The organism is Actinacidiphila acididurans (assembly GCF_016918855.1).
GTDB classification, from domain to species: Bacteria; Actinomycetota; Actinomycetes; order Streptomycetales; family Streptomycetaceae; genus Actinacidiphila; species Actinacidiphila acididurans.
This window is the reverse complement of the sequence record NZ_JADKYB010000017.1, coordinates 84,533-98,052: the sequence shown is the minus strand read 5'-3', so window position 1 is coordinate 98,052 and position 13,520 is coordinate 84,533. Positions and strand designations below refer to the sequence as shown.

Annotated in this window: 8 protein-coding genes; 7 read left to right on the top strand and 1 reads right to left on the bottom strand. The window is 73.4% G+C overall.

Annotated features, from left to right (window positions below):
• Nucleotides 1-28 precede the first annotated feature (28 nt).
• From ITX44_RS27995 to obgE, 6 genes are all read left to right on the top strand, one after another.
• A complete protein-coding gene (locus ITX44_RS27995) occupies nucleotides 29-1,990 on the top strand; it encodes a TIGR03960 family B12-binding radical SAM protein (RefSeq protein WP_205360209.1) in 1,962 nt (653 codons plus the stop codon).
• 959 nt (nucleotides 1,991-2,949) lie between these two features.
• A complete protein-coding gene (locus ITX44_RS27990; protein WP_205360207.1) occupies nucleotides 2,950-3,702 on the top strand; it encodes a TIGR03936 family radical SAM-associated protein in 753 nt (250 codons plus the stop codon).
• Nucleotides 3,703-3,921: 219 nt separating this feature from the next.
• Entirely contained in the window at nucleotides 3,922-8,481 is a 4,560-nt protein-coding gene (locus ITX44_RS27985; protein ID WP_205360205.1) for an Rne/Rng family ribonuclease, read from the top strand.
• Nucleotides 8,482-8,687: 206 nt separating this feature from the next.
• On the top strand, nucleotides 8,688-9,008 hold the full coding sequence (rplU, locus tag ITX44_RS27980) for a 50S ribosomal protein L21 (RefSeq protein ID WP_205360204.1): 321 nt from the start codon (nucleotides 8,688-8,690) through the stop codon (nucleotides 9,006-9,008).
• A gap of 13 nt (nucleotides 9,009-9,021) precedes the next feature.
• Nucleotides 9,022-9,276, top strand: a complete 255-nt coding sequence (rpmA, locus tag ITX44_RS27975; RefSeq protein ID WP_205360202.1) for a 50S ribosomal protein L27 — start codon at nucleotides 9,022-9,024, stop codon at nucleotides 9,274-9,276.
• A 160-nt stretch (nucleotides 9,277-9,436) separates the two neighbouring features.
• Entirely contained in the window at nucleotides 9,437-10,882 is a 1,446-nt protein-coding gene (obgE, locus tag ITX44_RS27970; RefSeq protein ID WP_205360201.1) for a GTPase ObgE, read from the top strand.
• Nucleotides 10,883-10,955: 73 nt separating this feature from the next.
• On the opposite strand, the gene ITX44_RS27965 is transcribed toward obgE, so the two are convergent.
• Nucleotides 10,956-11,405, bottom strand: coding sequence for a GtrA family protein (locus tag ITX44_RS27965; RefSeq protein WP_205360199.1), 450 nt, complete (start codon nucleotides 11,403-11,405; stop codon nucleotides 10,956-10,958).
• Nucleotides 11,406-11,783: 378 nt separating this feature from the next.
• Here ITX44_RS27965 and ITX44_RS27960 point away from each other — a divergent pair, with 378 nt between their 5' ends.
• The gene (locus ITX44_RS27960; RefSeq protein ID WP_205360197.1) at nucleotides 11,784-13,364 is read left to right on the top strand and encodes a glycosyltransferase family 2 protein; all 1,581 of its coding nucleotides are present in this window, start codon (nucleotides 11,784-11,786) and stop codon (nucleotides 13,362-13,364) included.
• Nucleotides 13,365-13,520 lie beyond the last annotated feature (156 nt).

The window sequence follows — 13,520 nt, the reverse complement described above, 5'->3', positions numbered from 1 at the left end:
CCACCGCCAGCTCACGAGAGACGCCGAGATGCCTGTCGAGTCGGTCTTCCCCCGCCTGGAAGCGCTGCTGCCGCATGTACAGAAGCCGATCCAGTACGTCGGAGGGGAACTGAACTCCACCGTCAAGGACTGGGACAGCGCCGACGTGCGCTGGGCGCTGATGTACCCCGACGCCTACGAGGTCGGCCTGCCCAACCAGGGCGTCATGATCCTCTACGAGGTGCTCAACGAGCGCGCGGGCGTCCTGGCCGAGCGCACGTACAGCGTCTGGCCCGACCTCGAAGCGCTGATGCGCGAGCACGGGGTGCCGCAGTTCACCGTGGACGCCCACCGCCCGGTGCGCGCCTTCGACGTGCTCGGCGTCAGCTTCTCCACCGAACTCGGCTACACCAACCTGCTGACCGCCCTGGACCTGGGCGGCATCCCGCTGGACGCCGCCGAGCGCACCCTGGACGACCCGATCGTGCTGGCCGGCGGGCACGCCGCGTTCAACCCCGAGCCGATCGCCGCCTTCATCGACGCCGCCGTGATCGGCGACGGCGAGCAGGCCGTGCTGGAGATCACCGACGTGATCCGGGCCTGGAAGGCCGAGGGACGCCCCGGCGGCCGGGACGAGCTGCTGCTGCGGCTCGCTCGCACCGGCGGGGTCTACGTGCCGCGCTTCTACGACGTGGAGTACCTGCCCGACGGCCGGATCGCCCGCGTCGTGCCCAACCGGTCCGGCGTGCCGTGGCGGGTGGCCAAGCACACCGTCATGGACCTGGACGAGTGGCCGTACCCCAAGCAGCCGCTGGTCCCGCTGGCCGAGACCGTCCACGAGCGGATGTCCGTGGAGATCTTCCGCGGCTGCACCCGCGGCTGCCGTTTCTGCCAGGCCGGCATGATCACCCGCCCGGTCCGCGAGCGCTCGATCACCGGCATCGGCGAGATGGTGGACAAGGGCCTGCGCGCCACCGGCTTCGAGGAGGTCGGCCTGCTGTCGCTGTCGTCGGCCGACCACAGTGAGATCGCCGACATCACCAAGGGCCTGGCCGACCGGTACACGGACGACAAGATCGGCCTGTCGCTGCCCTCCACCCGGGTCGACGCGTTCAACATCGACCTGGCCAACGAGCTGACCCGCAACGGCCGCCGCTCGGGACTGACGTTCGCGCCCGAGGGCGGGTCGGAGCGGATCCGCAAGGTGATCAACAAGATGGTCTCCGAGGAGGACCTGATCCGCACGGTCGCCACCGCGTACGGCAACGGGTGGCGCCAGGTGAAGCTGTACTTCATGTGCGGGCTGCCGACCGAGACCGACGACGACGTGCTGCAGATCGCCGAGATGGCCAAGAAGGTCATCCAGAAGGGCCGCGAGGTCACCGGCCAGAACGACATCCGGTGCACGGTGTCGATCGGCGGGTTCGTGCCCAAGCCGCACACCCCGTTCCAGTGGGCCCCGCAGCTCGGCGTGGAGGAGACCGACGCGCGGCTGGAGAAGCTGCGGGACGCCATCCGCGGGGACAAGCGGTACGGCCGCAACATCGGCTTCCGCTACCACGACGGCAAGCCCGGCATCATCGAGGGCCTGCTCTCCCGCGGCGACCGCAGGGTCGCCGACGTGATCCGCGCGGTGTACGCCGCCGGCGGCCGCTTCGACGGCTGGCGCGAGCACTTCTCCTACGACCGCTGGCTGGACGCCTGCGAGACCGCGCTGCCCGCGCACGGCGTGGACCTGGCCTGGTACACCACCCGCGAGCGCGTCATCGAGGAGGTCCTGCCCTGGGACCACCTCGACTCCGGCCTGGACAAGGACTGGCTCTGGGAGGACTGGCAGGACGCCCTCGACGAGACCGAGGTCGACGACTGCCGCTGGACCCCCTGCTTCGACTGCGGCGTCTGCCCGGCCATGGACACCTCGATCCAGATCGGCCCCACCGGCAAGAAGCTGCTGCCCTTGACGGTCGTCAATTCCGCGCCCGCTCCGGCGGCGGCCGGGCACGCGCATTAATCACCTCCACCCGGTACCGGGCACCGGCGCGACGGGACTGCCTGCGCGCCCTCGTGCCCGGTACGGGCCGGGGCGCCGGCGTGCGTGCGGGTGTCCGTGACTTCCGCCGGGTGCTGATTTCTCTGGGTTGTTCCGGATCCTTCTGGTATGGCGTGCGGAATATCCGGCTCCGGAAATGTGCATTCACTTTTTACCCGTAACGATGCTGCTCCTGTGCTTCAATGAGAGCAGTGGGAACGGTGAGCGGCTTCGGGGTGGGTCCGGCACCCCGGATCGTCGTTCCGTACGGGGGCCATGAATGAAACTTGTACGATTCCCTGCCGCCGGCACTGCCGCGGCTTTCACTGTGTGCAACAGTGCGCCCTCGACCCGGGCGCAGACACTCGGCCCCGCGCGCCGGTCCCGTAGCTGAACGAGCCGTCACCCAGGGCGCTTTGGCGCACCCCTGTGCTCCGCCGCGGTCCGGCTCCGCCCCCTTCCTCCGGGGCCGGTCCGCGGCGGACCCCCGCTTTCGGCGGCCGGCGGTTCCCGGTAATCGGGGTCCGTCCGCCGCTCAATTCCGACGGGTGCGGAAAACCCGGAAATCGGGGAAACCGAATAACCGGACAGGTGTCCTGGCGTAAAAACATCGGTGTGTCCACCACGTACCGCCGATGAACGGTTCCGCATGCCCGCTCCCGGTGTCCTCGCCCGGTCGGCGGGCCGGTCGTCGTGCCCGCCGCGTCCGGCAGGTTGTCCACAGGGGCGGTACGGGCGGCGCGAAGGACGGGGCACGCGGCGTAACCTTGTATACGTACGGACCGGGCCGCACCGGGAAGCAACTTGTGGAAGTGCCGCCGTGGCACCGGCCGTCACGCCAGCGCCGGCAACGGCGACCGCCACGACCAGCAGCACACGACGAGAAGGACTGAACGACACTGGGCAAGCGACAGCCCGAAGGCCCCCCGCCCGCACCCGCGGTGCAGCGCATCCGCCTGCGGTACACCAAGCGCGGCCGCCTCCGGTTCACCAGCCACCGCGACTTCCAGCGCGCCTTCGAGCGGGCACTGCGCCGCGCCGAGGTGCCGATGGCCTACTCGGCCGGCTTCACCCCTCACCCCAAGGTGTCGTACGCGGGCGCCGCACCCACCGGCGTCGGCAGTGAGGCGGAGTATCTGGAGATCGCGCTCGCCAAGGCGCGCGACCCGGAGCCGCTGCGGGCTCTGCTGGACGCGTCGCTGCCCGCGGGGCTGGACGTCGTCGAGGCCGTCGAGGTCCGCACCCCCGGACTCGCCGAACGCCTCGAGGCGTCCGTGTGGCAGCTCCGGCTGGACGGGGTCGAGCCGCAGGACGTGCGCCGGGCGGCCGCCGTGTTCCTCGCCGCCGACACCGTGGAAGTACAGCGCGACACCAAGAACGGCGTCCGCACCTTCGACTGCCGGGCCGCAGTGACGCGGCTGGAGGTCGTGGACACGGACGCAGTGCACAATGATGCCGATAGGCCGCACGACCGCGCCTGTGCGATACTGCGGCTGGTTGTGCGGCATCTGACACCTGCCGTACGACCCGACGACGTACTGTCCGGCCTCCAGATCGCGGCCGACCTCGCGCCGCCGGTCCCCGCAGCGGTGACCAGGCTGGCGCAGGGGCCGCTCGACGAGGAGTCCGGTACGGTCACCGACCCGCTCGCGGCCGACCGCGACGCCGTGGCGGTGCCGGCCGGTTCCGCCTAGGTACGACGTCGACGCGGTGCCGACGAGACCGGGAGCCACCCGGGCCCGGCGCCGCTGACCACATGAGACTTTCGCCGGCCCCCGATGGGCGGGCCGGCGAGCGACACAGCAGCTCCCGTGCGGCGCCCGCGCCCCCGGAGGGCGGTTCCGCGTACCAAGCGGCAGACCCCCGCCGGTCCACGGCACGGCGCCCGGGAGCATGACGGGAGCAATGCCCGAATGCCCGAGACCGAACCGACCGTGCCGGAAGTGAACCCCGGCACCACCGACAACGAGACCGCCGGCGCCCAGGCCGCCGACGAGACCGCGGCCCCGCGCCGCCGACGTCGCGCCGCCTCCCGCCCGGCGGGACCCCCGGCCGCGACGGACGCGGCCGCCGACGGCGCCGCACCGGCGTCCGCGCAGCCCGGCGAGGGCGGCGCCGAGGCCGCCGAGGGCGAGCCCGCGGCGCCGGCCCGTACCCGCCGCCGCGCGACCCGTAAGGCCACCGCGCCCGCCGCGCAGGGCGACGCCGACCAGTCGGCCGCCGCTGCCGAGGACGCACCCGCCGCGGAAGAGGCCGTGCCCAAGCGCCGCCGGACCACACGTAAGGCGACGGCCGCTGCTGCCGAGCCCGCCGCCGAGGCTCCTGCCGCCGCCCCGGAGGGCGGCGCGACCGATGCCGGTTCCGCGCAGGCCGCCGAGGGCGAGTCCGCGGCGCCGGCCCGTACCCGCCGCAGGGCGACCCGCAAGGCGACCGCGCCTGCCGCCGAGGCGGAAACAGCCGCCGCTGAGGCCGCGCCCGCGCAGGCCGGTGGCGACACCGCCGAAGCCGAACCCGCCGCGCGCCCGCGGCGCCGCACGACCCGTAAGGCCACGGCTGCCGAGCCCGCCGCCGCAACGGCGGAGGCCGACGCGGCCGACGCGGCCGCCGCCGCCGAACCCGTCGGTGAGACCGTTGCCGCCGAGGGCGAGTCCGCCGCGCCGGCCCGTACCCGCCGTCGCGCGACCCGCAAGGCCACCGCGCCCGCCGCCGAGGCCGAACCCGCCGCAGTCGCGGCGGCCGAGGAGCCGCCCGCCGCCGAAGAGGCCGCGTCCAAGCGGCGCCGGGCCACCCGTAAGGCCACGGCTCCGGCCGGTGCCCCGGCGGAGGCGGTCGTGGAGGCCGCGCCCGCCGAGCCGGTTGCCGAAGCCGCTGTCGCCGAGCCCGCCGCCGAGGAGACGCCGGGCCGTACCCGTCGCCGGGCGACCCGCAAGGCGACCGCGCCGGCCGGTGCCCCGGCGGAGGCCGAGGTCGTCGTGGCGGCCGGAGCGCCCGCCGGGACCGCGGCGCAGGCCCCCGTGGCCGAGCCCGTCGCCGAGGAGCCGGCGGAGGCCGCGCCGGCCCGTACCCGTCGCCGGGCGACCCGCAAGGCCAGCGCGCCCGCCGGACCGCCGCCGGCCGCGGAGGCCACCGAGGCCGTACAGGCTCCGGTCGCCGAGCAGCCCGCCGCCGAGGAGGCGCCCGCGTCCAAGCGGCGTCGGGTGACGCGCAGGACGACCGCAGCCGAGGCCGAGCAGGCGCAGGCCGCGGGCGCCGGGGCGCGGAAGGGCGCGGCGGTGCCGACGTTCTCCGCGGGCTCCGCGGGCGAGGGCTCGCGGCGGCTCAAGCCCGGTGCGCTCGCGCCCAGGGACGAGAGCGTGCACGCGTACACCGGTGCCGCGCGCACCGAGGACGGCGGCTGGCTGGTCGAGGTCGACGACGCGCACGAGATCCGCGGCTACGGCGACACCCTGGAGCAGGCGACCGCCGAGGCCGTGGCCGCGGTGGCCCTCGCCTTCGGGATCCCCGCGCAGTCCGTGGTGATCGAGGTCCGCACCGAGGACGTCGCCGCCGAAGAGGCGGTCACGGAGGCGCCGGCCCGGGGCCGGCGGCGTGCCGTACGCCCGGCGATGGCCGTCTTCCAGGCGCCGGTGTTCCAGGCCCCGGCCCCCCCGAAGCCTGCCGCGGAAGAGCCCGAGGACCGCGCCGTGCAGGGCGACCAGGCCGAGCACGAGGAAGAGGCGGAGGAGGAGCGCCCCTCGCGGCGGCGCCGTCGCCGCCGCGGCCCGGGCGAGCCGTACGCCGCCGTGACCGCCGCCGACGAGCCGGAGACCGAGTCCGCGGCCGACCTCGAGACCGAGGCGGAGACGGAGGCCGAGGGCGAGGTCGAGGAGGCCGACGAGGGCGAGGGCGGCGAGCGTCCTTCGCGCCGCCGTCGCCGCGGTGGCCGCCGCCGGCGCCGGGGTGACGCCGCCGAGGCCGGCGAGAGCGCAGCCGAGGACGAGACCGACCAGGACCACGACGAGGACGAGGGCGAGCCCGAGGCCGAGGAAGGCGCCGAGGACGAGGACACGGACGTCTCCGGCACCAGCAGCAGCCGGCGCCGGCGCCGTCGTCGCCGCCGGGGCACCGAGGCCGCGGCCGAGGAGACGTCCGGCGACGACCCGGAGCGCACCGTCGTGAAGGTCCGCGAGCCGCGCCCGCGCACCGAGGGCACCAGCGTCGACGAGGTGCAGTCCATCAAGGGCTCCACCCGCCTGGAGGCCAAGAAGCAGCGCCGCCGCGAGGGCCGCGAGCAGGGCCGCCGCCGGGTGCCGATCATCACCGAGGCCGAGTTCCTGGCCCGCCGCGAGGCGGTCGAGCGGGTCATGGTGGTGCGGCAGAACGGCGAGCGCACCCAGATCGGCGTGCTGGAGGACAACGTCCTCGTCGAGCACTACGTCAACAAGGAGCAGGCCACCTCCTACGTCGGCAACGTGTACCTGGGCAAGGTGCAGAACGTGCTGCCGTCCATGGAGGCCGCCTTCGTCGACATCGGCAAGGGCCGCAACGCGGTGCTCTACGCCGGTGAGGTCAACTTCGAGGCGCTGGGCCTGTCCGGCGGGCCGCGCCGGATCGAGACCGCGCTCAAGTCCGGCCAGTCGGTGCTGGTGCAGGTCACCAAGGACCCGATCGGCCACAAGGGCGCCCGGCTGACCAGCCAGGTCTCGCTGCCCGGCCGTTACCTGGTGTACGTGCCCGAGGGCTCGATGACCGGCATCAGCCGCAAGCTGCCCGACACCGAGCGGGCCCGGCTGAAGACCATTCTGAAGAAGATCGTCCCCGAGGACGCGGGCGTCATCGTGCGCACCGCGGCCGAGGGCGCCAGCGAGGATGAGCTGCGCCGCGACGTCGAGCGGCTCCAGGCGCAGTGGGCGGACATCCAGAAGAAGGCCAGGACCGGCAACGCGCCGACGCTGCTGTACGGCGAGCCGGACATGACCGTGCGGGTGGTCCGCGACATCTTCAACGAGGACTTCTCCAAGGTCATCGTCAGCGGCGACGACGCGTGGAACACCGTCCACGAGTACGTCTCGCACGTCGCGCCCGACCTGGTGGAGCGGCTGTCGCGGTGGAACTCCGACGTCGACGTGTTCGCCACCTACCGGATCGACGAGCAGTTGCTGAAGGCGCTGGACCGCAAGGTCTGGCTGCCCTCCGGCGGGTCGCTGGTGATCGACAAGACCGAGGCCATGGTCGTCATCGACGTCAACACCGGGAAGTTCACCGGGCAGGGCGGCAACCTCGAGGAGACCGTCACCCGCAACAACCTGGAGGCGGCCGAGGAGATCGTCCGGCAGCTGAGGCTGCGGGACCTCGGCGGCATCGTGGTGATCGACTTCATCGACATGGTGCTGGAGTCCAACCGCGACCTGGTGATGCGCCGGCTGCTGGAGTGCCTGGGCCGGGACCGCACCAAGCACCAGGTGGCCGAGGTCACCTCGCTGGGCCTGGTGCAGATGACCCGCAAGCGGGTCGGCCAGGGGCTGCTGGAGTCCTTCTCCGAGACCTGCGTGCACTGCAACGGCCGCGGCGTGATCGTCCACATGGACCAGGCCACGACCGTCGGCGGCGGGGGCAAGCGCAAGCGCCGCCGCGGCGCCGGGGCCGGCGAGCCGGACCACGAGCACGAGCACGTGCTGGAGCCCGTGGCCGGGACCGGCCCGGAGCCTGCCGTGGCGGGCTCCGAGGAGGCCGTTGAGGCCGCCGGGGGCGAGCTCGAGGAGCTGCCGGAGCTGGAGCCGATCGAGGTCGGCGAGTCGGACCTGGTGCCCTCGGTCGGCGACCCGGAGGAGGAGTGGTTCGGCACCGCCGCCGAGGCCGAGGCCGCCGCGGCGAGCACGCGCGGCCGGCGCCGGCGCGGCAGCCGCAAGGCGACCGCGCCCGCGGGCGCGCCCGCCGCCGCCGACCGCGAGCAGGAGGCCGCGGTGGTGGTCGTGCCGGTCAGCGAGCCGGTCGTGGTGCCCGAGCCGGAGGTCTCCACCGAGCCGCCGGCCCGTACCCGCCGCCGCGCGACCCGTAAGGCCACCGCGCCCGCCGGGGCGCCGTCGGCCGCCGAGGAGGCGACGGTCGTGGTCGTCGCCCCGGAGCGCCCGGCCGCGGCTGCCGAGCCGGAGCCCGAGGTCTCGACCGCGCCGCCGGCCCGTACCCGGCGCCGTGCCACCCGTACGGTCGCCCCGGCCGGTGAGGACGCGGCGGTCGTCGTGGTGCCCAACACGGCGTCCGGGGAGGCACCCGAGGCCGCGGTCACCGGGGACGGCGAGGCCGAGGAAGGCGCGGAGCCCAGGAAGCGGGCCGCCCGTACCTCCGCGGCGAAGAAGACGCCGGCCAAGAAGACGGCGAAGAAGGTGACCGCCAAGAAGACCGCCGCCAAGAAGACCGCGGCGAAGAAGACGGCCACCAAGAAGACGGCGGCGAAGAAGACCACCGCCAAGAAGGCGGCCGCGTCCGCAGAGTGACACCGGATTCGCCCGGGTGAGCGGCCTGCGAGCCGCCCGCCCGGGCGAATTTGACCCGGTCGAGGGCACTCCGTAACCTTGACCTTCGGCGTTTGTACGCCTACCCCTGAGCACCTTCCTCCCGGCGGTCCGCCGGGAGAGGCCTCCCGAGCGTCACTGGGGCGGCTGGCATCCGGGGTCCGAATCGAGCAGAGAGTGAGTTCCGCGTGTACGCGATCGTGCGCAGCGGCGGGCGCCAGCACAAGGTGGCCGTCGGTGACATCGTCGAGGTAGACAAGATTTCCACCGGCAAGGTCGGCGACACGGTCGAGCTCTCGACGCTGCTCGTCGTGGACGGCGAGGCCGTCACCAGCGACCCGTGGGTGCTGGCCGGCATCAAGGTGGAGGCGGAGATCGTCGACCACCACAAGGGCCAGAAGATCGACATCCTGCGGTACAAGAACAAGACCGGCTACCGCCGGCGCCAGGGCCACCGCCAGCAGTACACGGCGCTGAAGATCACCGACATCCCGGTTGCGGCGAAGTAAGGACTGAGGAGAGATGGCACACAAGAAGGGCGCGTCGTCCACCCGGAACGGCCGTGACTCCAACGCTCAGCGGCTCGGCGTGAAGCGCTTCGGCGGTCAGGTCGTCAGCGCCGGTGAGATCATCATCCGCCAGCGCGGCACCCACTTCCACCCGGGCTCCGGCGTCGGCATCGGCAAGGACGACACTCTGTTCGCCCTGTCGGCCGGTGCGGTCGAGTTCGGCAAGAAGCGCGGCCGTCGCGTCGTGAACATCGTTCCCGCGGCCTGAGCGGCGGCGCAGGGACTTCTTCGAGGGCGGACCCGCTTCCCGGCCACGGGACGCGGGGCCGCCCTCGGTTCGTTCGACCCGCACCCGCCCGCCGCGCGTGACCGCCGCCGCGCGACGGCCCTGAGCAGCATCTGTCCGAGCATCTGGAGGAAGAGCCACCATGACCACCTTCGTGGACCGCGTCGAGCTGCACGTCGCCGCGGGTAACGGGGGCCACGGCTGCGCCTCCGTGCACCGGGAGAAGTTCAAGCCGCTCGGCGGCCCGGACGGCGGCAACGGCGGGCGCGGCGGCGACGTGATCCTGGTCGTCGACCAGGACGTCACCACCCTGCTCGAGTACCACCACAGCCCGCACCGCAAGGCCACCAACGGCAAGCCCGGCGAGGGCGGCCACCGCTCCGGCAAGGACGGTACCGACCTGGTGCTGCCGGTGCCCGACGGCACCGTGGTCCTCGACAAGCGCGGCAATGTGCTGGCCGACCTGATCGGTCAGGGCACCACCTTCGTCGCCGCCCAGGGCGGCCGTGGGGGCCTCGGCAACGCCGCGCTGGCCTCGGCGCGCCGCAAGGCGCCCGGCTTCGCTCTGCTCGGCGAGCCCGGCGAGGGCGGCGAAGTGGTGCTGGAGCTCAAGACGGTGGCCGACGTGGCGCTGGTGGGCTATCCCAGCGCCGGCAAGTCCTCGCTGATCTCGGTCCTGTCCGCGGCCAAGCCGAAGATCGCCGACTACCCGTTCACCACCCTGGTGCCCAACCTCGGCGTGGTGACCGCGGGCGAGACCGTCTACACCATCGCCGACGTGCCGGGCCTCATCCCGGGCGCCAGCGAGGGCCGCGGGCTCGGCCTGGAGTTCCTGCGGCACGTCGAGCGCTGCTCGGTGCTGGTGCACGTGCTGGACACCGCGACGCTGGAGGCCGACCGTGACCCGGTGACCGACCTCGACGTCATCGAGGCCGAACTGCGGGCGTACGGCGCCGGGCTGGAGAACCGGCCGCGGCTGGTCGCCCTGAACAAGGTGGACGTGCCCGACGGGCGCGACCTGGCCGAGCTGATCCGGCCGGACCTGGAGGCCCGCGGCTACCGGGTGTTCGAGGTGTCCGCGGTCTCCCACGAGGGGCTCAAGGAGCTGTCGTACGCGCTCGCCGGGATTGTCGCCGAGCACCGGGCCGCCCAGCCGGTGCAGCAGGCCACCCGGATCGTCATCCGGCCGCAGGCGGTGGACGACGCGGGCTTCACCGTCACCCACGAGGGCGAGTTCTTCCGGGTCCGCGGCGAGAAGCCCGAACGCTGGGTCCGCCAGACCGACTTCGCCAACGACGAGGCCGTCGGCTACCTCGCCGACCGGCTCAACCGCCTGGGCGTCGAGGACGAGTTGGTGAAGGCCGGTGCCAAGGCCGGTGACGGCGTCGCCATCGGCCCCGACGAGGACGCCGTGGTCTTCGACTGGGAGCCCTCGCTTGCCGCCGGCGCCGAGATGCTGGGCCGGCGCGGCGAGGACCACCGCCTGGACGCCCCCCGGCCCGCCGTCACCCGGCGCCGCGACCGGCAGGCCGAACGGGACGAGGCCGACCAGGAGTTCCGCGCCTTCGATCCCTTCGGCGAGAAGTGACCCTCCTCGGCGAAGGGTGACCCTGCCCGGCGAGCCGTGACCGGACGGCGCCGACGCTGAGCACTGCCTCGGCTCAGCGCCCGGCGACCGGCTCGGCCGCCGGCGCCGGCTCGGTGGGCGCTTCCGCCTGCGCCTTCCCGGAGTTCAGCAGGATCCTCCGCGACAGGACGTATGTGAACGGGATCGCGGCCGCGGCCGCCACCAGGGGCGCGATTTTGTCGTTCATGTGCGCGCCCTCCACCAGGGCGAACACGCCGACGCTCGTCACCACGTAATTGGTGAGATTGGTCAGCGGGAAGAGCAGGAACTTCTTCCAGGTCGGCCGGGTCCGGTAGGTGAAATAGGTGTTCAGGAAGAACGACCCGATCATGCTGAGCACAAAGGCGCAGGTATAGGCCAGGAAGTACGGCATCAGCGGGTGCAGCGCCAGGTAGAAGCCGTAAAAGGTGGTCGTGTTGACCACGCCGACGAGCGCGAAGCGGACGACCTGGAGCAGCTGCGGCGAGCGGAGCGAGCGTTGCACCACTGAAGGGTGCTGCTTGGCGTGGCTTCCCGTCAACGCGGCTCCCTCAGGGTCCGGCGGATCCGCGCATCGAAGAGCCCGATCACAGCCTCTTCGTCGAAGCAGGGAACTACGATCGACAATCGCATGGGTCACCGGGTCGCTTTCGGGGTCGTACGCGGCTGGGCGCGGGTACGGAGAGTGCGGGATTCGGCACGTTTCGTGCGCGTTTCCCAGCGTACGGCGCACAGGCTCCCGTAACCCGGACACCGCCGGGTGTACGGCCGATGTTCAACGACGGGCCCGGAGCGCAGGAAGAAGAGTTCACCCCGGTGTGGGCAACCGAAAACGGCAAATACTACTCTGGCCGCTTGGAGAAGATCGCGGAAGTGAGGGTCCTTGAAGGCGCGTGTCAGTGTCGTCGTGATCACATTCAACGACGCGGAGCATGTCACCACGGCCGTCGAGTCGGCGCTGGCCCAAGGTGACCACGTCGGCGAGGTGATCGTCGTCGACGACTGTTCCACCGACGCGACCGCGGAGGCGATCGCGGCGGTGGCCGACCGCGACCCCAGGGTCCGGCTGGTGGCGCGCACCACCAACAGCGGCGGCTGCGGCACCCCCCGCAACGACGGCCTGGCCGCCGCCCAGTACCCCTACCTGCTCTTCCTCGACAGCGACGACATCCTGCCCGAGGGCGCGGTGGCCGCCCTGCTGCCGCTCGCCCAGAAGCACCGCGCCGACGTCACCGCCGGCCGGGCCGTGCGCCGCGAACTGCCCGGCGGCCGCGAGACCGTGTGGGCGCCGAAGATCTACGGCGACGGCGCGGCCCTGCCCGGCATCGTCCTGACCGGCATAGAGGACCACCCCGAACTGCTCTGGGACACCCTGTCGGTCAACAAGCTCTACCGCACCGCCTTCCTGCGCGAGCGCCGCATCACCTTCCCCGACGGCGCCTTCCACTACGAGGACTTCGTCTTCACCGCCCGCGTCTACGCCGCCAAGCCGCGCATCGCGTACACCGACGAGCCGGTCTACGTCTGGCACGTACGCCGTCAGGCCGCCCGGCTGTCCATCTCGCTGCGCCGCGGCGACCTGGCCAACTGGCGGCACCGCGTCGCCGCGCACCGCGGAGTGGTGGACACCCTCCGCGACGCCGGCGCCTACGGCCTCGCCGAGTCCGCGCAGGCGAAGTTCCTCGACTACGACCTGCCCATGTACGTCAGAGAACTGCCGCAGCGCTCCCCGGGTTACGTCTCCGGTTGGTGGAAGGTGACGCGGGACTACGTGGCCGGCTTCGACCGGGAGGGCGTCGCGCAGGCCACGGTCCCGTCGCGCTGGATGGCCCGCGCGCTGACCGCGCCCGGCGCCGACGAGCCCGAGCCGGGCGCCGCGGGGCTCGGCCGGCTGGTGGAGCTGGCCGCCCGGCCGCCCCGGCTGATCCCGCCGTACGGCAGCACGCCCCCGCCGGAGCTGGCCGAACTCCCCCCGGAGCAGCTGCCGGTGACCGTCGAGGCGCGGGTGCAGACCGGCGCCAACACCCGGCTCGCACTGCGGGTCCGCGAGCTGTACGGGCGGCTCGCCGCGCTGCACCCGGTCGCGCTGCGGGTGGAGCTGACCGAGCGCGGCACCGGCCGGCCCGCGATCACCCTGGAGACCCCGCTGATCGGCGAGGGCACGGACTGGACCGCCGCGGTCCGGCTGCGCACCGCCGACCTCGCCCGCGGCGGCCGGCTGGCGATCTGGCACATCCGCGCCGAGATCCGGTACGCGGGCACCTCCGCCCGCACCATGACCGAGGTGCGCGCCGCCGACGGCCAGGAGGCCCGGCGCGGCGCGGTGGTCCGCCCGACCGGCCAGGTGCTGCTGGTGCAGACCCACATCACCCCCGGCCGCGCGCTGATCCTCCGGGTCGCCGACGGCGTGCAGGGAGCCCGCCGGGTCGCCAGCGGACGGCTGCGGCGGCTGCTGGGCAAGTGACCGGCACCGGCCGCCACCGTGCGGCGGCCGGGCACCGCGGACGACACGGTGGCGGGCGCCGCGAAGGGCACCGTGAAGGGCCTGCGGACGGGTCCGCGAGGGTCACGCGGGGCTCGCGAACGGCACCGCGAAGCCCGTCCCCGTTCACCCCGGATT